This is a genomic window from Candidatus Neomarinimicrobiota bacterium (genome assembly GCA_022573815.1).
In the GTDB taxonomy this organism is placed as follows: Bacteria; Fidelibacterota; SORT01; order SORT01; family SORT01; genus JACZTG01.
On the sequence record JACZTG010000016.1, the window covers coordinates 21,683 to 43,271 of the forward strand.

At 40.1% G+C, this 21,589-nt stretch carries 20 protein-coding genes and 1 other RNA gene; 19 read left to right on the forward strand and 2 right to left on the reverse strand.

Annotated features, from left to right (window positions below):
• Positions 1 to 48: 48 nt before the first annotated feature.
• The 9 genes from IIB39_07535 (at position 49) to IIB39_07575 (ending at position 11,916) form a co-directional block, all read left to right on the forward strand.
• On the forward strand, positions 49 to 2,034 hold the full coding sequence (locus tag IIB39_07535; GenBank protein ID MCH8928549.1) for an oligopeptide transporter, OPT family: 1,986 nt from the start codon (positions 49 to 51) through the stop codon (positions 2,032 to 2,034).
• Between the two features lie 82 nt (positions 2,035 to 2,116).
• Positions 2,117 to 4,546: an AAA family ATPase gene (locus IIB39_07540; GenBank protein ID MCH8928550.1), complete on the forward strand. Its 2,430-nt coding sequence runs from the start codon at positions 2,117 to 2,119 to the stop codon at positions 4,544 to 4,546.
• A 128-nt stretch (positions 4,547 to 4,674) separates the two neighbouring features.
• Complete coding sequence (locus IIB39_07545; GenBank protein ID MCH8928551.1) at positions 4,675 to 6,549, forward strand: 2-oxoacid:acceptor oxidoreductase subunit alpha; 1,875 nt, start codon at positions 4,675 to 4,677, stop codon at positions 6,547 to 6,549.
• Between the two features lie 3 nt (positions 6,550 to 6,552).
• Positions 6,553 to 7,587, forward strand: coding sequence for a 2-oxoacid:ferredoxin oxidoreductase subunit beta (locus IIB39_07550; protein ID MCH8928552.1), 1,035 nt, complete (start codon positions 6,553 to 6,555; stop codon positions 7,585 to 7,587).
• Positions 7,588 to 7,656: 69 nt separating this feature from the next.
• Positions 7,657 to 8,484: an alpha/beta hydrolase gene (locus IIB39_07555; protein ID MCH8928553.1), complete on the forward strand. Its 828-nt coding sequence runs from the start codon at positions 7,657 to 7,659 to the stop codon at positions 8,482 to 8,484.
• Entirely contained in the window at positions 8,481 to 8,720 is a 240-nt protein-coding gene (locus IIB39_07560; GenBank protein MCH8928554.1) for a glutathione S-transferase N-terminal domain-containing protein, read from the forward strand. The genes IIB39_07555 and IIB39_07560 overlap by 4 nt, the downstream gene beginning before the upstream one ends.
• 19 nt (positions 8,721 to 8,739) lie before the next feature.
• A complete protein-coding gene (locus IIB39_07565) occupies positions 8,740 to 10,011 on the forward strand; it encodes an amidohydrolase (GenBank protein MCH8928555.1) in 1,272 nt (423 codons plus the stop codon).
• Between the two features lie 13 nt (positions 10,012 to 10,024).
• Positions 10,025 to 11,560: an FAD-dependent thymidylate synthase gene (locus IIB39_07570; GenBank protein ID MCH8928556.1), complete on the forward strand. Its 1,536-nt coding sequence runs from the start codon at positions 10,025 to 10,027 to the stop codon at positions 11,558 to 11,560.
• A 62-nt stretch (positions 11,561 to 11,622) separates the two neighbouring features.
• Complete coding sequence (locus IIB39_07575; GenBank protein MCH8928557.1) at positions 11,623 to 11,916, forward strand: hypothetical protein; 294 nt, start codon at positions 11,623 to 11,625, stop codon at positions 11,914 to 11,916.
• A 60-nt stretch (positions 11,917 to 11,976) separates the two neighbouring features.
• Here the strand turns inward: IIB39_07575 and IIB39_07580 are convergent, their stop codons facing one another.
• Positions 11,977 to 13,074 carry a hypothetical protein gene (locus IIB39_07580; protein ID MCH8928558.1) on the reverse strand — a complete coding sequence of 366 codons (1,098 nt, stop codon included), beginning with the start codon at positions 13,072 to 13,074 and terminating at the stop codon, positions 11,977 to 11,979.
• Between the two features lie 302 nt (positions 13,075 to 13,376).
• Between IIB39_07580 and IIB39_07585 the strand changes: the two genes are divergently transcribed.
• Positions 13,377 to 13,793, forward strand: coding sequence for an Hsp20/alpha crystallin family protein (locus IIB39_07585; GenBank protein ID MCH8928559.1), 417 nt, complete (start codon positions 13,377 to 13,379; stop codon positions 13,791 to 13,793).
• Between the two features lie 82 nt (positions 13,794 to 13,875).
• On the opposite strand, the gene IIB39_07590 is transcribed toward IIB39_07585, so the two are convergent.
• Complete coding sequence (locus IIB39_07590; GenBank protein MCH8928560.1) at positions 13,876 to 14,727, reverse strand: endonuclease/exonuclease/phosphatase family protein; 852 nt, start codon at positions 14,725 to 14,727, stop codon at positions 13,876 to 13,878.
• A gap of 189 nt (positions 14,728 to 14,916) precedes the next feature.
• On the opposite strand from IIB39_07590, the gene IIB39_07595 reads away from it, so the two are divergent.
• From IIB39_07595 to IIB39_07635, 9 genes are all read left to right on the forward strand, one after another.
• Positions 14,917 to 15,276: a TerB family tellurite resistance protein gene (locus IIB39_07595; protein MCH8928561.1), complete on the forward strand. Its 360-nt coding sequence runs from the start codon at positions 14,917 to 14,919 to the stop codon at positions 15,274 to 15,276.
• A gap of 48 nt (positions 15,277 to 15,324) precedes the next feature.
• Positions 15,325 to 15,694: a transfer-messenger RNA gene (gene ssrA / locus IIB39_07600) on the forward strand.
• 710 nt (positions 15,695 to 16,404) lie between these two features.
• Entirely contained in the window at positions 16,405 to 16,959 is a 555-nt protein-coding gene (rfbC, locus tag IIB39_07605) for a dTDP-4-dehydrorhamnose 3,5-epimerase (protein ID MCH8928562.1), read from the forward strand.
• A gap of 72 nt (positions 16,960 to 17,031) precedes the next feature.
• Entirely contained in the window at positions 17,032 to 17,433 is a 402-nt protein-coding gene (cdd, locus tag IIB39_07610) for a cytidine deaminase (GenBank protein ID MCH8928563.1), read from the forward strand.
• A complete protein-coding gene (udk, locus tag IIB39_07615) occupies positions 17,423 to 18,067 on the forward strand; it encodes a uridine kinase (protein MCH8928564.1) in 645 nt (214 codons plus the stop codon). The genes cdd and udk overlap by 11 nt, the downstream gene beginning before the upstream one ends.
• 22 nt (positions 18,068 to 18,089) lie before the next feature.
• Complete coding sequence (locus IIB39_07620; GenBank protein ID MCH8928565.1) at positions 18,090 to 18,659, forward strand: thymidine kinase; 570 nt, start codon at positions 18,090 to 18,092, stop codon at positions 18,657 to 18,659.
• Between the two features lie 81 nt (positions 18,660 to 18,740).
• Complete coding sequence (locus IIB39_07625) at positions 18,741 to 20,297, forward strand: NupC/NupG family nucleoside CNT transporter (GenBank protein MCH8928566.1); 1,557 nt, start codon at positions 18,741 to 18,743, stop codon at positions 20,295 to 20,297.
• Between the two features lie 18 nt (positions 20,298 to 20,315).
• The gene (locus IIB39_07630) at positions 20,316 to 20,969 is read left to right on the forward strand and encodes an adenylate kinase (protein ID MCH8928567.1); all 654 of its coding nucleotides are present in this window, start codon (positions 20,316 to 20,318) and stop codon (positions 20,967 to 20,969) included.
• A 3-nt stretch (positions 20,970 to 20,972) separates the two neighbouring features.
• The gene (locus tag IIB39_07635) at positions 20,973 to 21,563 is read left to right on the forward strand and encodes a dephospho-CoA kinase (protein ID MCH8928568.1); all 591 of its coding nucleotides are present in this window, start codon (positions 20,973 to 20,975) and stop codon (positions 21,561 to 21,563) included.
• Positions 21,564 to 21,589 lie beyond the last annotated feature (26 nt).

A 21,589-nucleotide genomic window follows, 5' to 3' on the forward strand; every position in this document is an offset into this window, starting at 1 on the left:
TGCAGTTAAATAATAACTTGCGAGGATTTATGGTTTATGAATAAAGAAATGCCTGCAAAATCATTAAGTTCAGCTGCATTCGCACCGAAAGAGGGAGAAAGATACGAGCCTTACATTGCGCCTGAGGAAAATATTGCTGAATTTACTCTGAAAGCGATAATCCTTGGAGCTGCATTCGGAATTATCTTCGGCGCCGCCAATGCATATCTCGGACTAAAAGTAGGACTTACCGTATCCACCTCAGTTCCAATAGCCGTAATGACCGTAGGCTTTTTTCGTATGTTTAAGCCTGTCCTCGGAAAAACGACTATTTTAGAACATAATATCGCCCAAACTGTCGGTTCTGCAAGTTCGAGTCTCGCCAGCGGAATTATTTTTACTTTGCCTGCTCTTTTCTTATGGGGTCTCGATCCGACGATTTTTACAATGGCTCTCATCGGATTTTTAGGCGGGCTTCTTGGAATCTTATTTATGATTCCGCTTAGAAAATTTCTGATTGTTCAGGAACACGGTAAACTCCCCTATCCTGAAGGAACAGCATGTGCGGAAGTTCTTGTTGCCAGCGAAATTGGAGGCTCTCATGCAAAAACCGTATTTACAGGCTTAGGTATTGGAGCAGTATATAAGGGCCTGATGTCCTTTGGAAGATTTTGGAGCACAGAGGCAAGCTGGTCAATTCCCGGTCTTCCTAAGGGACGAATAGGGTTTGAATTGCTTCCTGCGCTGCTGGGGGTCGGTTATATTCTTGGATACAGAGTATCGGCAATGATGGTTTCCGGAAGTCTTATATCGTGGGTCATTCTCATACCTCTAATCGCATATTTCGGAGATGGATTGGCTTCTCCAATTGCGCCGGAGCCGGTGAAACTTATCAGCGAAATGTCCACAGGCGAAATTTGGTCACGGTACGTTCGTTATATCGGCGCAGGCGCTGTAGCTGCCGGAGGGCTGATCTCTCTTTCGAGGGCAATTCCTACCATTGTTAAATCTTTCAAGGTGGGAATAGCGCAGCTGAAAAAACGGGTAGGAGTAGCGGCGGATTTAGATAAACGAACTGAAAAAGACCTTAATATAACTTACGTCCTTGGAGGCTCCGTTCTCATAACCATTATAATCGCACTCTCTCCCGATATTATCACTACCTCGGATTCAATGATGTTTCGAGCAGTTGGAGCTATTTTAATGGTGATTTTCGCGTTTTTCTTCGTCACTGTTTCTTCCCGAATTGTAGGACTTGTGGGTGTTACAAGTAATCCCACGTCGGGAATGACAATTGCCACACTTCTGGTCGTCAGCTCAATTTTTGTACTTCTCGGCTGGACGGACAATATGGGTAAAGCTGCTGCTATTACCGTCGGGGCGGTTGTGGCGGTGGCAGCGTCAATTGCCGGTGATACTTCTCAAGACCTTAAAACCGGATATCTGCTTGGCGCCACACCATACAGACAGCAGATAGGAGAAATGATAGGCGTAGCTACAGCAGCTATTTTTGTGGCGATGACAGTGGTAGCGCTAAGCGAAGTTTATGGCTTCGGTTCTATGGAACTGCCTGCTCCACAGGCAACTTTAATGAAAGTAGTAATCGAAGGTGTCCTTTCCTCAAATATCCCATGGATACTTGTATTATCCGGCGTGGCATTTGCGGTGGTCGCAGAGTTGTTGTCTATCCCGTCGCTTCCCCTTGCAGTCGGAATATATCTTCCTGTATCAACTATGACTCCCTTATTTCTCGGTGGTATAATCAGACATTATGTTGAGAAAAAATCCAGCAAAGACGAAAAATTGCTTAAGTACAGGAGAGAACGTGGGATTTTACTTGGATCCGGATATGTGGCGGGAGACGGCATAATGGGAGTTCTCATAGCATTTTATGCGCTTTATGTAGGCAAAAAACCGTCATGGAATTTTCACGAATGGATGGGTAGTATGGAATCTGTATTATCATTCCTCATATTCCTGGGTCTTGCCTATTATTTATTCCGCACATCGATGAAGAAACCTGAAGATGAATCGCCAAATCAATCCGACGCATAATTAATATCCTTGACTCAGTCCGGGTATTGAGGATAGCTTACGCTAAGTGAATTTTTTCAATCGCTAAAGGGAAAATATATTTTTGAAACCGAAACCGTTAAAATTTAAACAGCTCCGAAAATTTGTAGATCCAAAATCTTTTAAGTTTAAAACAACAAAAGAACTGAAACCGCTTTCGGGCGTAATAGGGCAGGAAAGGGCTGTTAAATCAATCGAATTCGGGCTTGGAATGAAAGGACACGGTTATAATATTTTTGTTACCGGTATGTCCGGCACGGGAAAATCCACTATTGTAAAAGGGCTTCTACATAAGCTGGCTTTAAAAGATAAGAGTCCTGACGATTGGATATTTGTTTACAACTTTGCAGAACCGGACCACCCTCACTCGTTCAGTTTGCCCACCGGAAAAGGTTGCGTTTTTGAAAAGGATATGTCTCTTTTTATCAACTCGCTGAAAACTGATCTTCCAAAATCATTTAGCGATAAAGCGTACGAAGATAAGAGAGAACATCTCAATGAAGAGTTCAACAAAAAGCGGAGCGGCGCTTTACGCCGCCTTGAAAATTTCGCTAAACGCCGTCAAATAGTGATTCAAAATGCTACCGTAGGATATAATACTATCCCTATTGTGGAAGGTCGGGAGATGACTCCACACGAGTATAATGCGCTGAAAGATAGTGTCAAAAAGAGTGTTGACAAAAAAATAGATGCGGTTCACGGTAAAATCTCTTCTTCAGTAAAAGAAATTACCAAGCACGAAATCAGATTGCAGGAACAATTGGATTCTCTCGATTATGATGTAGCAGAATTTATGATTGACAGAAAAATTAACCCTCTAACACAAAAATACAGTTTTTCCGAATCCGTCATCCAATATTTGAAAGACGTTAAAAATGATATTATTTCAAATCTTGAAGATTTTATTCCTCCAGGCGAAGATAAAGGAAGTTTGCTCGGGCTACAGATTCCTCAATCAAAACCCAGTTTTATCCGGTATAGCGTCAATGTGGTAGTTTCGAATATTGATAATAAGTGTGCTCCTGTAATAGTGGAAACAAATCCAACTTTCCAGAACCTGTTCGGCAGAATCGAGAAAAAAATGCAGTTCGGATCGCTTGTAACCGATTTCACACTCATAAAACCGGGAAGTCTTTTACAGGCAAACGGCGGCTATTTAATTGTTGATATCGAATCTATTTTAGGGCACCCGTTCGTTTGGGAGACCTTAAAAAGAACATTAAAAAATAAAGAGCTGCATATAGAGGATATGAGTGAAGAAATCGGGCTAATCTCAACTGTGGGTCTTAAGCCGGAACCGATTCCTCTTGATATAAAGATTGTGCTGCTCGGCAGAGCGGATATTTTCCATCATTTGGAATTTTATGATGAATCGTTCAGGAGAACTTTTAAGATAAGGGCAGATTTTGATAATTCCGTAAAAATGACCAGCGGTTCGAGTCAACAATACGCCAGATTTATCTCAAAAGTATGCAATGAAGAAAATCTCAGGCACTTTGACAGAACAGGAGTCGCTGCATTAATTGAACACGCCCAGCGCTCCATATCGGACCAACAGCGAGTATCAATCCAATTCGGTCATTTGGTTAATACCATACGGGAATCAAGCTACACAGCAGAATTAAATAATCATAAATTCGTAAGTGAACTTGACGTTGATTCCGCGACGCGAGAACGAAGATTCCGTTCCAACCTGCTGGAGGAAAAAGTTCGGGAACAGGTAAACAGAGGCATTATAAGGCTTAATATTTCAAATGAAATAGTTGGCCAAATTAATGGGCTTGCTGTCTATCAAGCCGGAGACCACTCATTCGGAGTACCATCCCGGATCACCGCCACTGTATTCGCAGGAAAAGGTAATGTAGTTCAAATTGACAGAGAAGTAAAAATGAGCGGTAGCACGCACAACAAAGGTGTTCTGATATTGTCTTCATTCTTAAATAAAACATTCGCCATCAAGGCTCCGATTTCCTTATCCGCAAGCATCACATTCGAGCAAAATTATTCTTTTATTGACGGCGACAGCGCATCTTCCACAGAACTTTACGCTTTACTTTCGGCGCTTTCTTCAGCCCCCATTAACCAATCCATCGCTGTTACAGGCTCTGTTGACCAGTTTGGAAATATCCAGGCTATAGGTGGAGTGAATCAAAAGATAGAGGGTTTCTTTGACATCTGCGTTGCAAAAGGATTTACCGGAAAACAGGGCGTGATGATTCCTGCATCAAATGTTCAACATTTAATGATCAGGAAAGATATTCTTGAAGTCGTTCGCGCAGGACATTTTAATGTGTGGCCAATAAAGACCGTCGAACAAGGCATAGAGCTGCTCACCGGCACCCCAGCCGGCAAAAGACTAAAAAATGGAAAGTTCAAAAAAGGGACCCTGTTTAATGCAATAGACAATCGTTTAACAGAATATCATAGGGAATCCTTGAAGTTTAGGCAGGAAATTAAAAAGGAACTTGGACTGTTAAATGATGACAAAAATTAGTCCGATTCCATCACACTTCCTTTTTCACTTGATTATATATAATATAATATTTATATAATGTCGATTTCGATTTTTGGGCTTAATTTAAAGCCGATACTGAGAATGAGAGAGGAAACACAAATCTAAAAATGAGTAAGAAAAACGGTGGGAATCTACCGACAACCGATCCGAACGATACATTAGAGAACATTAATTCCGTTACCATCCGATTTGCCGGAGATTCAGGTGACGGAATGCAACTTGCCGGAACTCAATTTACCGATACTACGGCAATCTTTGGCAACGACCTAAGCACGCTTCCCGATTTCCCGGCTGAAATACGGGCGCCTGCCGGTTCTCTGCCGGGAGTTAGCGGCTTTCAAATATGTTTCTCAAGCTCGGATGTAATGACTCCGGGTGATGAGCCGGATGCAATGGTAATTATGAATCCCGCTGCGCTTAAAGTGAACTATAAAGATTTGCAGCAAGGTGGAATATTGATTGTCAACGAAGATGCGTTCAAAGCTGTAAATCTCCAAAAGGCCGGGTATGATACTTCACCTCTTGAAGACGGTTCTCTATCTGATTATAGACTCATCAAAATTCCGATTACTAAATTAACTTTAAACGCCCTCGAAGAATTTGATCTGACTAATAAAATAAAAGAACGTTCAAAAAACTTTACCGCGCTCGGCATCATTTTCTGGTTGTATAGCAGATCGCTGGAACACACTATCAAATGGGTGAATGAAAAGTTCGCCAAGGTTCCTAAGGTTGCTGATGCAAATATCACAGCTCTGAAAACCGGTTACAATTTCGCTTCCACTGCACGGATATTTTCAGGTCACTACGCTGTTAAAAAAGCGAAGATGAAACCCGGTGTTTACCGAAATATAACGGGTAATGAAGCAACTGCTCTCGGATATGTTACAGCTTCCCAGCTGACAAAGACTCAGCTTGTTTACGCGTCTTACCCTATTACGCCCGCAAGTGATATTCTGCACGAACTTTCCAAACACAAATCTTTTGGAGTAAAAACAATCCAGGCTGAAGACGAAATCGCTGCTGTTTGTGCTGCCATCGGAGCAAGCTACTCAGGAAGCATTGGAATTACGGGAACGAGCGGACCGGGTCTTGCGCTAAAAAGTGAAGCCATAAATCTCGCTCTGATTACAGAATTGCCTTTGATTATTTCAAACGTGCAAAGAGGAGGCCCAAGTACCGGACTTCCCACAAAAACCGAGCAATCCGATTTACTTCAAGCTATGTACGGACGCAACGGTGACTCGCCATTGCCAATTGTAGCAGCCTCCACTCCCGGAGATTGTTTTTATATGGCTTACGAAGCTGTACGGCTCGCTTTTAGGGCAATGTGTCCGGTAATTTTCCTATCCGACGGTTATCTGGGGTCGGGAGCAGAACCGTTCTTAATACCTGATTTAAAAGACTTGCCACCGATTGAGATTACAAGGCATAAAGATCCTAAAACTTTCCAGCCTTATCTTCGTGATAAAGAATCATTTTCTCGTCCACGAGCAATTCCCGGTACGCCGGGTCTTGAGCATAGGATTGGCGGATTGGAAAAAGCCGACGTTTCCGGCGATGTAAGCTATGACCCTCACAATCATGAACTCATGACCGAATACCGCCATAATAAAGTTGAAAGACTTGCTGATATTATTCCTTCTCTTAAGGTATCAGGCGAAAAATCAGGCAAAATTCTCGTCCTTGGTTGGGGCAGCACTTACGGAGCTATCACAGCAGCGGTCGAATTACATAGGAAAAAGGGGAATAAAGTTTCAAACGCGCACCTAAATTATATCAATCCATTTCCCAAAAATCTTGCCAAAGTATTGGATTCATTTGAAAATATTCTCATGCCTGAGATCAATCGAGGTCAACTCGCTTTCATTATAAAAGCGAAATTTGAAAAGAAAGTGATACAACAGAATAAAGTTCAGGGTAAACCATTTATGATTCACGAAATTGTCGATAAGATTCAGACTATATTGGATGGACAATAAATTATGGGGAATAATAATAGCAACGGTTCAACCAAAGCAACTCTGACTAAAGCTGATTTCCAATCGAATAATGAAGTTCGATGGTGTCCCGGCTGCGGCGATTATTCAATTCTTTCACAGGTTCAGAAAGTATTGCCGACTCTCGGCGTTCCGAAAGAAGATTTCGTTTTTATATCCGGCATCGGTTGTTCAAGCCGTTTTCCTTATTATATGGATACGTATGGATTCCACTCCATCCACGGCAGAGCCCTGCCAATTGCCACAGGAGTAAAAGTTTCGAATCCTAATCTATCCGTTTGGGTCATAACCGGCGACGGTGATGCTTTATCCATTGGTGGAAATCATTTTATACATGCTCTCAGAAGAAATCCTGATATAAATATTTTACTGTTCAATAACCGTATTTACGGTCTGACTAAAGGACAATACTCCCCCACATCCGAAGTTGGAAAAGTAACGAAGTCGAGTCCTTACGGAAGTGTCGAGCAACCTATTCGTCCGATAAATCTTGCTCTTGCAGCCGAAGCAACTTTTGTCGCGCGTTCTATTGACAGATGGCCCCATCATCTCGCCGATATTATCAAACGTGCTCATGAACATAAGGGTACGTCTTTAGTCGAAATATATCAAAATTGCAATATTTTCAACAACGGCGCTTTTTTCGATTACACAGAAAAAGATGTAAAAGATGATAATACTCTTATTCTTAGGGACGGGAAACCGCTTCTATTCGGAAGCAATGATGAAAAGGGAATCATCCTGGATGGTGTAACTCCTAAAGTGGTCGAACTCGGTAAGAAATATACAAAAAAAGACTTGCTCGTGCATCACGAAAACCAAGAATCGCCTGTGATGTCACACATTCTGGCAAATATAGAATTTTACGGTGGTCCCGTACCTGTTGGAGTTTTTCGCGCCATCGAAAGGCCGTGTTACGAAGATTCAATTGAAAATCAGATTAAGGATACTATTACCAAGAACGGAAAAGGTGACCTTGAAAAGCTGATAATGGGACCGAATACCTGGAAAGTGAACTAAAGGATTATCTTATTAATTCATAAATCTTTTACGCTGTAGGCTCTTCAGATTATTTGACACCGGGTAATATTGTCTCCCACACTGAAATTAGAAAAAGTAAACCTATTCTATCAGGATATAGGTTCAGGAACTCCTGTCGTTCTCCTTCACGGTCTCACGTTATCAGGTTCAATGTGGAAACCTCAAATTGAAGATCTTTCTGAATCATTTAGATTGATAATTCCTGACTTGCGTGGTCATGGCAAATCGGTAGCTCCAAAGCACGGTTATACTATCCACCATTATGCCTCTGATATTAAAGATTTAATCTATCGATTAAATCTACGGAAGGTTCATCTCATCGGGCTTTCTCTCGGTGGTGCAATTGCAACCGAATTTTCCGCAGCGTATTCCTATCTGTTGCACTCAACTATCGTCATCAGTCCAATGCCTCCGAGGTTTATACCCGGTGATGATTGGGAAATTAAAATTTCAAAATTTCGCAAAGTTATGGCTAAAGACGGCGTTGAAAATGCCTTGGAAAATGTCTTGCTAAAAGAGTCGATATTCGGTAAAATAAATGTGGGATTAAACGAATGGATAGATCTTAAAAAGGCAATAAGGCAGTTTTCAGGCTATCCATTAAACGAAAAAGTTTCAATGGGAAATGACTCTCACCGTGTTATGGAATTATTGCAGGCATATGATAAACCATTTATGATTATCACCGGAGAAAATGATACTGAAATTTTTCATATTGCTGCAAATGCCTTGAAAACCGCTCTACCAAAGTCTCAAATGGTATCCATTAAAGACGCCGGGCATCTTTGCTCTATCGAACAGCCGGAAAAGATAAACAGCATTATGCTGAAATTCCTAAATTCTGTAGAGACTAAAAGGAATTCGAATCACGAATGATTGAATTATACGAAACCGCATATTGCCCATTCTGTAGCATGGTTAAAGAGCAATTAGAAGAATTAAAATTGGAATACACTACTATCATTGTACCGTCTCCGCTTCACCAAAGGCAAATTGTTCAGGATATATCCGGGCAATCTTTAGTTCCTGTCATTGTTGACGGGGATGAGGTAATAAATGATTCTCGGAGGATTATCGAATATCTTTCTGACAAATATTCGAGTTCCAATTGATGATAGTAAATTCAGGATATTGAAAATTTATGTTCTATTATTGTCGCTTCTTATTCTATCAGCAGTTACGGTTAAGGGGCAAAAGAGCAAAATGATAAATACGATTAAAATAAATTCGGGTAAGATAACTGAAGATGTAGTGAAATGGCGAAGGCAGCTTCATGAGAATCCTGAACTATCAAACGAAGAGAAAAAAACTTCAAAATTTGTTGAATCAGAATTAAAAAAATTCGGTCTCAAACCCGTCAGCGGAATTGCTAAAACAGGAGTTGTTGCGGTTCTCGAAGGAGGAAAACCGGGGCCTGTCATTGCTGTAAGAGCCGATATGGATGCTCTTCCTATTGAGGAAAAAACAGGTTTGAAATTCAGCTCTAAAAACAGTGGAGTTATGCACGCGTGTGGTCACGATTTTCATACATCTATTTTGCTGGGTGTCGCTAAAGTTCTAACGGAACTGAAAGATGAAATTCCCGGAAAAATTAAATTTATATTTCAGCCGGCGGAAGAAGCTCCATCAGGTCAGATGGTAGGCGCTCGCCTAATGGTTAAAGAAGGTGTATTGAATAACCCGGACGTTGAAGCAATTTTCGGGTTGCATGTTGATACCAACCTTGAAGTCGGCTCTCTTGGATATGTATCGGGACCTTTTATGGCATCCAGCGATCTCTTTAAAATCACTATCAAGGGGAAGCGGGCTCACGGTGCTTACCCCTGGAAAGGAATTGATGCTATTGTTGTCGCTTCTGAAGTTGTTACCTCTCTTCAAAATATTGTCAGCAGAAAAATCGACGCACGTAAACCGGTGGTAATAACTGTGGGGAAAATAAATGGCGGTGAAGGTTTCAATATCATAGCCGACAAAGTCATATTGGAAGGTACAGTTCGAACTCTCGACCCCGTTGCTCATAAAAGAATTCCTACTTTGATGGAAGAAATAATTAAAGGTATAACATCGGCGCATGGTGCGTCGTATGAATTCGATTACACCAATGGCGCGCCTGTTACCGTTAATGATCCCGAATTAACGGCACTGTCCGTTCCTTTCCTTGAGTCTGTATCAGGGGTTGATTCAGTCCACGTAAACAGTCCTACAATGGGAGCAGAAGATTTTGCGTGGTTCGCTCAAGAAGTACCCGGTTTTTATTTTGATCTTGGTGTGCGAAACGAAGCTGAAGGAAAAATCTATGGAGTTCATACAGCTCTATTTAATCCTGATGAAGACGCTCTTGAAATCGGCGTAAGGACTATGGCTACCTTACTCATTGAATACCTATCAAATAATGCAAAGTGAAAATTGAAATCCGGTGAAATTTTTCTCTCCTGAACCAGAAGTAAAATTAACAAGGTATTTCAAAGAGCCGTATAAAAGTATTATTACAGCCGCTCGTACGTGCTATTCGTCATCCGGTATTATTGAAGATGACAAAATTAAACATAACTATCAAACGCTGGTCAAAGACCTTCATAAAGCAGGTCACCACACAACTTTTCAGCACGCACAATTTCAATTTACTATCTCAAATGTATCCCGTCACGCTGTTTGGTCATTTCTTCATAGCCACCCATTTTATAATTCGGAGCAGGTAAGCCAGCGGTATGTAACTGTAAAACCGGGAAATGTCTCCATTCCGCCGCTCAGCACAAAAGGGCGTTCGATTTATGAAGGCACGGTGCTAATGCAGATGAAAGCCTACGAGAATTTGAGGAAAGAACTATTTAAAGCGACTTCTGTTGAGTATTTCAGACGATTTCCGGGCAGAATAAAAATAGCCGATAAATTTGAAAAAGAGATTGAAAAGAAGACTCAGGAAATCGCCCGTTACGTTCTTCCTATATCTACTTTCACTTATCTATATCATACCGTAAGCGCCTTAACGGTATTACGCTACCAAAGAATTTGCAATCTATATGATGCTCCTTTCGAACAAAAAATAATAGCGGATAAGATGGCGGCAGAGCTGTTAAAAATCGACCCTGATTACCGGATTATTTTTGAAGAGCCCATTGACATCAGTCAACTTCCCGAATATCAAATACTGAACAACGGTACGACCCGAAATCCAGCTGACTTCAGAAAAGAATTCGATGACAGTCTTGATAACAAGACTTCCCGCTTAATTGATTATAAGATTCGAAATCAAGAGAGTATTGCTGATTCTGTCAGGGAAATATTGGGTCTCACAAAATCGATGATGGATGATAATTCTGCAATTGAGATGGCTGTCAATCCAGCGCGAAACAGTATTTTCGGAGAAAAATTAAATCTTTCTACTCACGATAAACTTACCCGGGCAATGTATCACGCCAGCTATACGTTTAGAAAAAAAATAAGTCACACGGCTGATTCTCAGGACCAGAGACATCGGATGACACCCGGTTCGCGCCCGGTTTTGGTGGCGCATATGGACGATACGCCGGATTACGAAACTCCTGCACTCATCAGGGAAAGTAAAACAGCCTCCGCAATTTACAAAGAGACTATGGACAGAACCTGGGATGCAATTACAAAATTGCGGTCTCTCAACGAATCGGATGAATTCACTGCCTACTTACTTCCGAATGCCGTGTCAATTCGATTCACAGAATCCTCAGATCTTTTGAACTTGCATCATAAGCATGCCATGAGACTCTGTTACAATGCTCAGGAAGAAATTTGGAAAGCTTCGTTAGAAGAAGCTCTTCAAATTACAGAAGTAAACCCGATTATAGGAAAATATCTCCTCCCTCCATGCACATTAAGAAAAATCTCCGGATCAAAACCTTACTGTCCCGAAGGAAAACGATATTGCGGAGAACCTGTCTGGAATTTCGAACGAGAAAATTACAATAGGATTATTTGAATATGTTTGCTTCTAAGATCATAGCTGATTATCATTACAACCAGTTGAAACCGGAGGAATAAATGCCAACTGCAAAGGTTCTCGAAGTTATAGATGGAAAATCACTTATGATTGGCCCTAAATGGGAACATAACGATATGGCGGGCTTTATCCTTATCTTGAAAAACGTGAATACACCGGCACGCGGTGAATCAGGCGGTACCGAAGCTCGTGATGCGCACGAAAAAATCTGCACTGGGAAAAACATCCGTTACGAAGGTGATGAAATCGACATACATAGAAGGTTAATTGCGGAAGTGTCAATCAAGGGTGTTTCAGTTAACGAAACTATGAGAGAACTCGGTTACCGCACATAAATAGTTACGCCTATCTATAGTGATTTAACAAATCCGTTTTAAATCTTTGATTGAGTAAAATCAGATCTTAAATGCTCGCCGCAAAATCGCAGCCACATCATTAATACTGAAGTTCGCTAACGCATTAACTGTTAGCGAGTCATTCAAGCCTTTATCAAATGGCAAATTAATATACTCCAATCCAAGTGAAATTCGGTTACCGAGTATCGGGAATTTTCCCCTAATCAATGAACCATCAACAGTATTAATGTTTGCCCCGGTAATTGGATCCTGAAGCTGAATTCCTATCGGCAATTCAAATGAAGTAACAAGATATTCAATAACGAAACTTCCCTTGGCTCCAACTACAGAAATTGGAAGACTTATTCGTCCTCCATATTGAAGTCTGTAAAATGAATCATTAACGTTTAAATATGTCGGAATTAACTCATCGGTGATTACTGTGAAGTTTTTTACACTCCATTCGGTGTAAAATGCAGGCCCAATATGAATACGGGCGAATTTTATCTCCCAGTGCACACCCAATTTATAATGAAAGTCTTTAGGTATCGTAATAGACCGATTTTCTGAGACTGTATCAGGCGCATCGGAATTAAGCTCCATCCCGGTTACGAGATATAAACTCGTTCTTCTTCCGATTTGAAAGAACTCGTAGTTTACATTATACTCGAATCTAAAATGACCGTTATCGCCAAATCCGTCATTGTTATAAAATGCAGAGCCAAAACTTAATTCACCCGGCATCCTGTGCGCTTTATCGTATATTCTATTATTAAAAAACTGAAATGGAACAAACGGACTTCTCCTTATTGTTCCCTGATTAGGATTCAAAACAAATATTGGTGTATCTTTGACAAACTCAAACTCAAAAACATCAGGAAGTTTATTCGTTATTTCCTGAACTAAATCTTCAATCGTTTCGATGTCCATATTTATGTAATTAAATTTATCCGTATGAACCAGTAATCCACTGAAATCTTTTATATTTATACTGAATTCTTCGTCGGTGAGGGTGAGAATTGCGGTTTCAAAACTATCAGGCGCTTGTGGAGTAAACTTGACAGATAGACCGACCGTCTTTTGTGCAATGGCTTGACCTGAGAACAAATACGCTGCTGTTAGAGAAATTAATAATATTTTTTGTACATTTTTATTCATTTGGTACCCCGTAAGAGGAATTATCGCAGAAAAATTTAGAACCTTAAGATAGTTGAACCTCTTTATACAATCAAGTATAGAATTACCTCTGACTCTATTGCAGTATATCATATCGCAATACTGCCTTATTGACATAGGTCAAATTTATATTATGCCATTCTGGCATTTTCAAATTATTGCCGTTCTTACATTAGTAGTGTATTATCAACGCTTTACGACTTTTGGCATAAAAGATGCATAAGTTAAAGGTGAATGAGCTTATGAAGAAAATATAGATAAACGAATAGAAAAGGAGAACTAAAATGAACTTGATCAAATATAGACCCAGTACTTTACTGGATAGCATATTCAACGACAGTTTCGGACTCTCTCCGCGATTTGCGGAAATCGGTTTCGAACCAAAAGTTGATGTAAGAGAAAACGATAAGGACTTCAGGATTTCTTTTGAGCTTCCCGGTGTGGAATCGAATGATGTTAAAATCGCATTGGAGAATGGGTTTCTTACAATAAGTGGTGAGAAAAAATTCAACGAGACCGATGAGACCGCGAGTTCAAGAAGAATTGAACGTCGCTTCGGATCTTTCAAGAGATCGTTCAGGCTCAATGACGGAATTGATCAGAAAAAGATTTCGGCTGATTTCAAAAATGGTGTCTTGAATGTAATTGTCCCGAAAACTAAAGAATCGGTAAAGAAAGAGATCGAAATTAAGATAAACTAATCTCTCTAATAGAGTGATATTTCGATAAATGAAAACGTATGCGGTGTAAGCCCTCGATCCAAAAGATTGAGGGCTTTGTGTTTTATGGGCTGATTCTGACCTTTGCCACAATTGGCAGATGAATGGAAGATATAGTTGAAAGTGTGTCTATCGGAATATAGTACTCCATCGGTTCAACATATTTATTTACGAGTATATAGTCGAGTCTCCTGCTCATCAATGTTGTTGGATAAGTTGCTGTTGGGCTGTTAAATTTCGTTCCCAGATCTATCAAATTATTCATTAAAGAATTCAACAGGGGACTGAATGGCTTTACTCCGAAATCCCCACCAATTATGACAGGATCGTTTGGGTCCATCCGCTTCATAAATTTTCCTATTCGCTGCGAATTATATTTTTTTTCTTCATCCATAATACCGAATTTAGTCGAATAAAATTTTAGAGTTCGAAACCCCAGATCAACAGTAGCTCTAAGCAAACGACGTTTTTCTGATGTGTTATCAGGTGATATATCGCTGTTTTGAGATGAGATGATCGGATATTTACTTAATATGGCGTTGCCGTATTCTCCACCGATCCGATTGATAGTTTTCCCAAACAGATAAAACATTTCAAGATGTTTTGCGATTATTTCAATTTGCAGGTCCTGATTTACGCGGTTTGTCCCCATATCCACCTCTTGTAGGGCAATCAAATCCGGTTCATATTGCTCTAAAGTCCTGGCGATCCGGATTGAACTGTATAATTCGTCAACACCTTTCCCATGATTGATATTATATGTGACAACCGTCAGTTCCACATAAGTTGACTCGGGAAGATCTGTTTGAGCATGAAGCGGAATTATATTGAAGATGAGAAATAGCATCAAAAGGTAATTGATTGTAACTCTGTTCAACTGCAAAATGATTATTGATTTCTGGGGCTTTGGATTCATTCGTTTCTTTAATATCAATGGATACGTATGTATAATCAAGGTATTTAGTTCTCGCTTTTCGATTAAAATAAAAAATCCCTTTTATCGTTTAGAATTACAAAACGATTTGTTTCAACGAAAATTATTCATAAGTTAGCTTTTAAGCGGATAATTTTACACTTATCCATACAATATTCAGGAGGATTTGGAATGGACGATATGTTGGGTATGGAGCCCCGGGCAGCATTTATAGGCGTTTGTTTTGCAATGATGGGTGTTGATGAGGCGATAGATCAACGCGAGTTGACCAAGCTTTTTGAGGTTTTAGACAGATACGGATTCAACGAAGAAGAAATTTTAGATGAAATGAATAAATTCAGTGGATTGAGCCTTACAGAAGGTATGCGATACGGTCAAAAGAGCATGGCAGCCATTACAGGGCTTGACAATGATATGCGCGAGAATTTAATTCAGGCTCTCACTGAAATTGCGGTCTCTGACGAATATTTTCACGATACGGAGAAAACCCTCTTAAATGCGGTAAAGAAAATTTATGGATTACCAATTTAATTTATATTCAATATCGGACTTTAAGCAGCAGATAAAATTTAAATATATGGGGACGACATGGCTTCGACGGGATTGAAGATTGTGTCGTACGCATGCCGCGGCTGTTTCGGTTCCGCGTTATCAAACCGGGCAAAAATCTAAGTGCAGACTACGATTACGCACTAGCAGCCTAAGAGGCTACTCGTTCCTTCGCTTCCCTTCCTGTCGGGCAGTGTCTGGAGCGACATCAATGACAGGATAGTATTATCCCCTGTTTACGAGGATAATATGAAATTTCAGCCTTCGGGTTAGTAAACTGGCAGAGCTCTAATCCAGTCCTTCGGAGTGGGATCTGCGAGAACTAAATGAAGGACTAAGCATGTAGATGACGATATGAACTCTTTTTCGGACGGCGGTTCGATTCCGCCCGTCTCCACAAATTCGGTTTATCAGAATTTCGTTTTTTCAGGGCAAATAGGTATAACTATAGCCCTCTTTTTAAAAAAATAAGATATGATTTCTATGAAATCACGAAAGATTTAAAAGTTCTTAGTATCCCCAACCGGTTCTTGACTTTTCTAATAATAACATTTTTACTTTGATTTTCAATATTTATGCTTATATTTAATTACCATTAAAATTTGATGGGAAGTGCTCCGTCAGCATTTCCTTATTGTAGTGGTTGGACTCTCTGACGGAGCATTGTAGCTGTTGTTGAAGTCTTTTAATTTACTGCTCATATTCTTGAAGTTTTTCTCTTTGCTTATTACAATTGCAATTCATATGCCAATAAATCACGATAATCGTTAAAGACATAATTATATTAGATTTAACAAATTATTTATATTTATAGTTTTATGATTAATGGCCGATAACTGCCACCTTTAATCTCAAATTGGTAATCCATTACCGATATTACATAAAGAGTATTTGATTTTAACCACCTGCGAACTAAAGAATTCAATACGCACTCCGATAATAAATTATACAAGACGCGAAAAGAGCGCATTACATAGATTAGCCCCACCCATTTAAGGGCGTGATTATAAAATAGCCGAAAATAAGGTATCACGCCCTATTTTATTGTTTTAATTTATTGAAAATTTAAACGTTCTTTTATACCTTGATTATGGATACTTGATATTGGAAATAAACCTTTTAAATACTGATATTCCTGCTGTGAAGCTGATTGAAACTGTTCGTTATACCGACGAAAGAGGTTACTTCATGGAATCATTTCACAAGCGAGCCTTTGAAAACGAAGGCCTTCCGGCAGATTACGTGCAGGACAACCATTCGAAATCCAATAAGGGTGTCATCAGAGGTATTCATTATCAAGATATGAGTGCTCCTACCGCGAAATTGATAAGGTGTACTTCAGGCGAGATTCTTGATGTGATAGTTGATCTTCGCGTCGGTTCTCCCACTTTCGGTAAATACGTGAAACAGATTTTATCTGATGAAAATAATTTGTTGCTATTTATTCCTGTGGGTTTCGGACATGCGTTCCTTACTCTATCAGAATCTGCAACCGTAAACTACAAGTGCACAGGATATTATTCACACTCTTCGGAAGGAACTGTAAGATGGAACGATCCTGATTTGAATATTGACTGGGGAATCCAAAATCCATCCGTATCAGAAAAAGATGATTCGGGGCAAACATTGGAAGATTACTTGAAAAATCCCGCTTTTAGACATTAGTAAAATAAAAATCAGGATAAAACGTTTTTCGTTCTCAATTAAATTGATATTTGTTAGATTACAAAGATTATTATGAATAAAAATGAATTAACGGCTGCCGCTTTAAAAGCAAAGGAAAATGCACATGCTCAATTTTCTAATTTTAAAGTCGGGGCTGCATTACTTTCGAAATCAGGCAAAGTTTACACCGGCTCGAATGTTGAATCATCATCCTATGGGCTGACGATCTGTGCTGAGAGAGTGGCTCTTGTAAAAGCATTGAGTGAAGGTGAAAATGAATTTGCAGCCATTGCTGTAGTAACCCAGTCCGGAGCTTCGCCTTGCGGCGCTTGCAGACAATTGCTCTGGGACTACACAAAAGATATTCCGGTATATGTTTCAAATTTTGAAGGAAATATTACTGAATATAATCTGGCGGAATTACTGACTCACCCCTTCGAATTTAATAAACCTATAGAAGGCGATGAACCTTAAGAAAAATAAGAAACCTCTATTGTTAGGGATTGCGGGCGGTACCGGCTCCGGCAAAACCCTTGTATCAAAACGGATTTACGACGAATTAGGTTCAGATCGAGTTGCCATTATCGAACAGGATTCATATTATCGCGATCAATCGGACATTCCTCTTGATGCCCGTAACAATAGAAATTATGATCACCCGAACGCATTTGACATGGAACTGATGCGGCTTCAAATGCAGGAAATAATGGAAGGGAAAACAGTCAAAGTTCCTGTTTATGATTATAAAACTCACACTCGTAAAAAACGCAGAAGAATAATTAAAGATCATATAGTGATCATAGTTGAAGGTATTTTAACTTTATTTGATCCGGGAATAAGAATGTTAATGGATATTAAAGTTTATATTGACACACCATCTGACACGCGGTTTATACGCCGTTTAAACAGAGATACTAAGGAACGCGGTAGAGATAGTGATTCTATCATAAAACAGTATCAGGAGAGCGTGAGGCCCATGCACGATCAGTTTGTTGAACCGACGAAAGCATATGCCGATATAATCATCCCGGGTGGCGGTTATAACAATGTTGCAGTGGATCTCTTAAAAACGAAAATTGCCGCTCTGTTAAATGAGAGGAAAAAGTAAGCACTAATTACAGGATATAATTATGCATCAACCTAATTCAAAACAAGGCGTTATCGAAGCAATTTGCGGAGGAATGTTCAGCGGTAAGACAGAAGAGTTGATTCGCCGAATCCGCAGGGCTCAAATAGCCAAACAACAGGTAGCCATATTCAAACCTGCTATCGATAACAGATACAGCGCCGATCATTTAGTTTCGCATAGCGAGTTGAAAATTCCTTCAATCGCTGTAAAAGAAGCATCTGAGATTCTTCAAAATTCAGTCAATGCGGATGTACTCGGCATAGACGAGGTACAATTTTTTGACCGCGGAATAGTAAATGTCATCGAAAAACTCGCAAACGACGGTAAGCGGGTTATAGTCGCCGGTTTGGACCAGGACTACAAGGGTGTTCCGTTCGAGCCAATGCCGCAAATTATGGCAATTGCTGAATATGTTGATAAAATGCTCGCCGTTTGCATGGTGTGCGGGAATCCGGCAAATAAAACTCAGAGGTTGACCGATCAAACCGAAAAAGTTGTTGTTGGGGCGAGCGAAGCCTATGAAGCGCGCTGTCGCCAATGTTATGAGCCGCCTGATCAGGATTCTAATTAACAAAAACATAAATAAGAGGGCATCTGAATGAAAATCATAAGTCTCTTTGGTTTACTAGTATTTCTTGGTATCGCTTATTTAATGTCAAATAATAAGAAAAATATTCGCTACCGAATAATATTTTGGGGTGTAGGTCTTCAGCTTTTATTCGCTGTAATCATTTTAGGCGCTCAAGATGCCTCGTTTGCCGGCATGTTCATATTTTTGTCTTTTATAAATGTTTATATCTTTAAGGATGAGATAAATTCTCATTCAGAAAAGAAATTACAGATTATTCATGCTTCCGCAATTATTCTCATCTCCGGTTTCTTAGTAGGATTATTGTATTACCTGATCCCTCAAGATTTTATAATACCTCTAATATTTCTTTCTTTGATTACCATCTTTGTTTTACGATTCCTGAAGAAGACTCAATATCAAAAACATCTTATTTCTTCTTTCCTGACAATGGGATTCGCCTATAATATTATCAATAAAATCGATGGTAAAGCGGTGTTTTCCGCTTTATCGGCTAAAGTGGAAACTTTTCTAAGGCTCACAGACCTTGGTTCAGGTTTCCTTTTCGGGAATCTTGTTGACCCGAAATATATAAGCACTTTCGGTTTTCAATTTGCCTTTGCCGTTCTCCCGACTATCATATTTTTTGCCGCTTTTTTATCTATACTTTATCACTTAGGAGTTATGCAGGTCATTGTTGATACGATGGCGAAATTTATGCGATGGACAATGGGTACGAGCGGAGCTGAAACACTCGCGGTCAGTGCCAATGTATTTGTAGGGCAAACCGAATCCCCCCTTCTTATCAAACCTTTTCTTAACGGTATGACAATTTCCGAGCTTGCAACAGTTATGATCGGCGGCTTTGCCACCATTGCCGGCGGAGTGCTCGCAGGTTATATTCGTATGGGTGTTGATCCCGGTCATCTGATCGCCGCAAGTGTAATGTCCGCCCCCGCTGCGCTTGTGATAGCCAAGATAATGTTTCCGGAGACCGAACATTCGGAAACTGCGGGAGATGTTGATATTCCACGCACAAAAACTGCAAGTAATCTGCTTGATGCAGCGACTACCGGTGTGACAGATGGATTGAAATTAGCTGTCAACGTCGGAGCAATGTTACTCGCGTTTATTGCGCTCATCGGAATCATAGATCTTATTCTAAATTTTTTTGACGAGATTATTGACGGAAAATTGTTGGGCGGTACATATCAATTATATTTGGGCGGAAGCGGATTCTCGCCTGTGAGCGGAGAGTATCTGGGCATATTCCCCGGTTCTCTTAAAACTTTTTTCGGCACAATCTTTCGACCTCTTGCATGGAGCATGGGCGTCGTTTGGCAGGAGGCGGATAAGGTCGGAAATTTACTTGGAGTTAAAATCGCTCTTAATGAATTTGTTGCCTACGCTCAGCTCGGTTCGCACATTAACGCCGGTGACCTTTCAGAACGTTCATTGATTATCTCCACTTATGCTCTTTGTGGATTTGCCAATTTTTCATCCATAGGTATTCAAATCGGCGGTATATCCGCTATTGCTCCGGGAAGACGCTCAGATCTTGCTAAAGTTGGACTTAAAGCGATGTTTGGGGGTGCGCTGGCTTCGTGGATGACAGCGACTATTGCGGGGATTTTACTTTAAAAAAATGAATGGAATTAAATGAGAATAATATTACTCGGCCCGCCGGGTTCAGGAAAGGGTACTCAATCTAAACTTTTAGTTGGGCATTATGATATTACGAAAATATCTACAGGTGATGTTCTAAGGGAAAACATATCCAAGAACACAGAATTGGGAATATTGGCTAATTCTTTTATGGAAATAGGAAAACTCGTTCCGGACGATGTAATATTAAAAATAGTTGAAGATATTCTTGATCAGGATTCTGTCGCAACAGGCTTTATTTTTGACGGCTTCCCAAGAACAATACCACAGGCGGAAGGCTTCGAAATACTATTATCCAAGCGTAATATAAATATCGACCATGTTATTAATTTTGAGGTTCTTGAAGAGGAAGTAGTAAAAAGATTGTCATCTCGATGGTCATGCCCTCAATGTGCGAGTGTTTATAATTCATTATCAAACCCACCAAAAGTTAGCGGTATATGCGATAACTGTGGTGCGGAAATCACCCAAAGAAATGATGATAAAGAAGAGACAGTAAGAATTCGGCTGGCTGTTTATTTTGAACAAACCGAACCGCTTGTAGAATTCTATTCTAAAAAAGGTCTTTTAAGGATAATTTCAGGGGATGGCGGACCTGAAAATATTTTCGACTGTATCATCGGGGAAATCTCTAAAGAAAGATTCTAACGTATGATAATTATTGGTGTTACGGGGGGAATGGGGAGCGGGAAAACGCTTGCCTGTAAGCTGCTTGGAGAATTGGGCGCCACGGTTATTGAAGCTGATAAAGTAGGGAAGAAATTGTATTCGATTAACTTTACTCTTAAAAATAAAATAGTTGAGGCATTCGGCATTGAAATTCTTGATGAATCCGGTGAGGTTTCTTTTAAAAAACTTGCTGCCGCTGCGTTTAAAGACAAAACCAGTGTGGGTTTATTAAATAGCATTACTCACCCATTCATTAAAAACGCCATAAGGGAAAAGATAATAGAATTAGCGATTTCACACGATGTAATCGTCGTTGATGCCGCCTTGCTTTATGAGGGCGAGCTTCTTTACACTGTTGATTATATAATTACCGTGACTGCGCCGGAAGAAGTCCGAATAAAAAGAGTGGTAGATTCAGGTAGATTCAGCGAGGAAGAAGTTCGGAAACGTATGTCGTTTCAACTTTCCGAAAAGGAAAAGATCGCTAATGCGGATTATGTTATCACCAATGTCGGAACTATCGAAGAACTTCGCGGCAAAGTCGAAGATGTTTATAATAAGATAATGCACTGAAGATTGTTTCTTAATTCATTTCGGCT

Excerpts from the sequence above, each read along its gene's own strand:
- udk (MCH8928564.1), top strand. The coding sequence starts at position 17,423 with ATGAACCTTAAGAAAAATAAGAAACCTCTATTGTTAGGGATTGCGGGC.
- IIB39_07630 (MCH8928567.1), top strand. The coding sequence starts at position 20,316 with ATGAGAATAATATTACTCGGCCCGCCGGGTTCAGGAAAGGGTACTCAA.
- IIB39_07590 (MCH8928560.1), bottom strand. The coding sequence starts at position 14,727 with ATGAATCCAAAGCCCCAGAAATCAATAATCATTTTGCAGTTGAACAGA.
- IIB39_07550 (MCH8928552.1), top strand. The coding sequence starts at position 6,553 with ATGGGGAATAATAATAGCAACGGTTCAACCAAAGCAACTCTGACTAAA.
- IIB39_07560 (MCH8928554.1), top strand. The coding sequence starts at position 8,481 with ATGATTGAATTATACGAAACCGCATATTGCCCATTCTGTAGCATGGTT.
- IIB39_07595 (MCH8928561.1), top strand. The coding sequence starts at position 14,917 with ATGGACGATATGTTGGGTATGGAGCCCCGGGCAGCATTTATAGGCGTT.
- IIB39_07620 (MCH8928565.1), top strand. The coding sequence starts at position 18,090 with ATGCATCAACCTAATTCAAAACAAGGCGTTATCGAAGCAATTTGCGGA.
- IIB39_07575 (MCH8928557.1), top strand. The coding sequence starts at position 11,623 with ATGCCAACTGCAAAGGTTCTCGAAGTTATAGATGGAAAATCACTTATG.
- IIB39_07585 (MCH8928559.1), top strand. The coding sequence starts at position 13,377 with ATGAACTTGATCAAATATAGACCCAGTACTTTACTGGATAGCATATTC.
- IIB39_07545 (MCH8928551.1), top strand. The coding sequence starts at position 4,675 with ATGAGTAAGAAAAACGGTGGGAATCTACCGACAACCGATCCGAACGAT.
- IIB39_07625 (MCH8928566.1), top strand. The coding sequence starts at position 18,741 with ATGTCAAATAATAAGAAAAATATTCGCTACCGAATAATATTTTGGGGT.
- cdd (MCH8928563.1), top strand. The coding sequence starts at position 17,032 with ATGAATAAAAATGAATTAACGGCTGCCGCTTTAAAAGCAAAGGAAAAT.
- IIB39_07580 (MCH8928558.1), bottom strand. The coding sequence starts at position 13,074 with ATGAATAAAAATGTACAAAAAATATTATTAATTTCTCTAACAGCAGCG.
- IIB39_07635 (MCH8928568.1), top strand. The coding sequence starts at position 20,973 with ATGATAATTATTGGTGTTACGGGGGGAATGGGGAGCGGGAAAACGCTT.
- IIB39_07535 (MCH8928549.1), top strand. The coding sequence starts at position 49 with ATGCCTGCAAAATCATTAAGTTCAGCTGCATTCGCACCGAAAGAGGGA.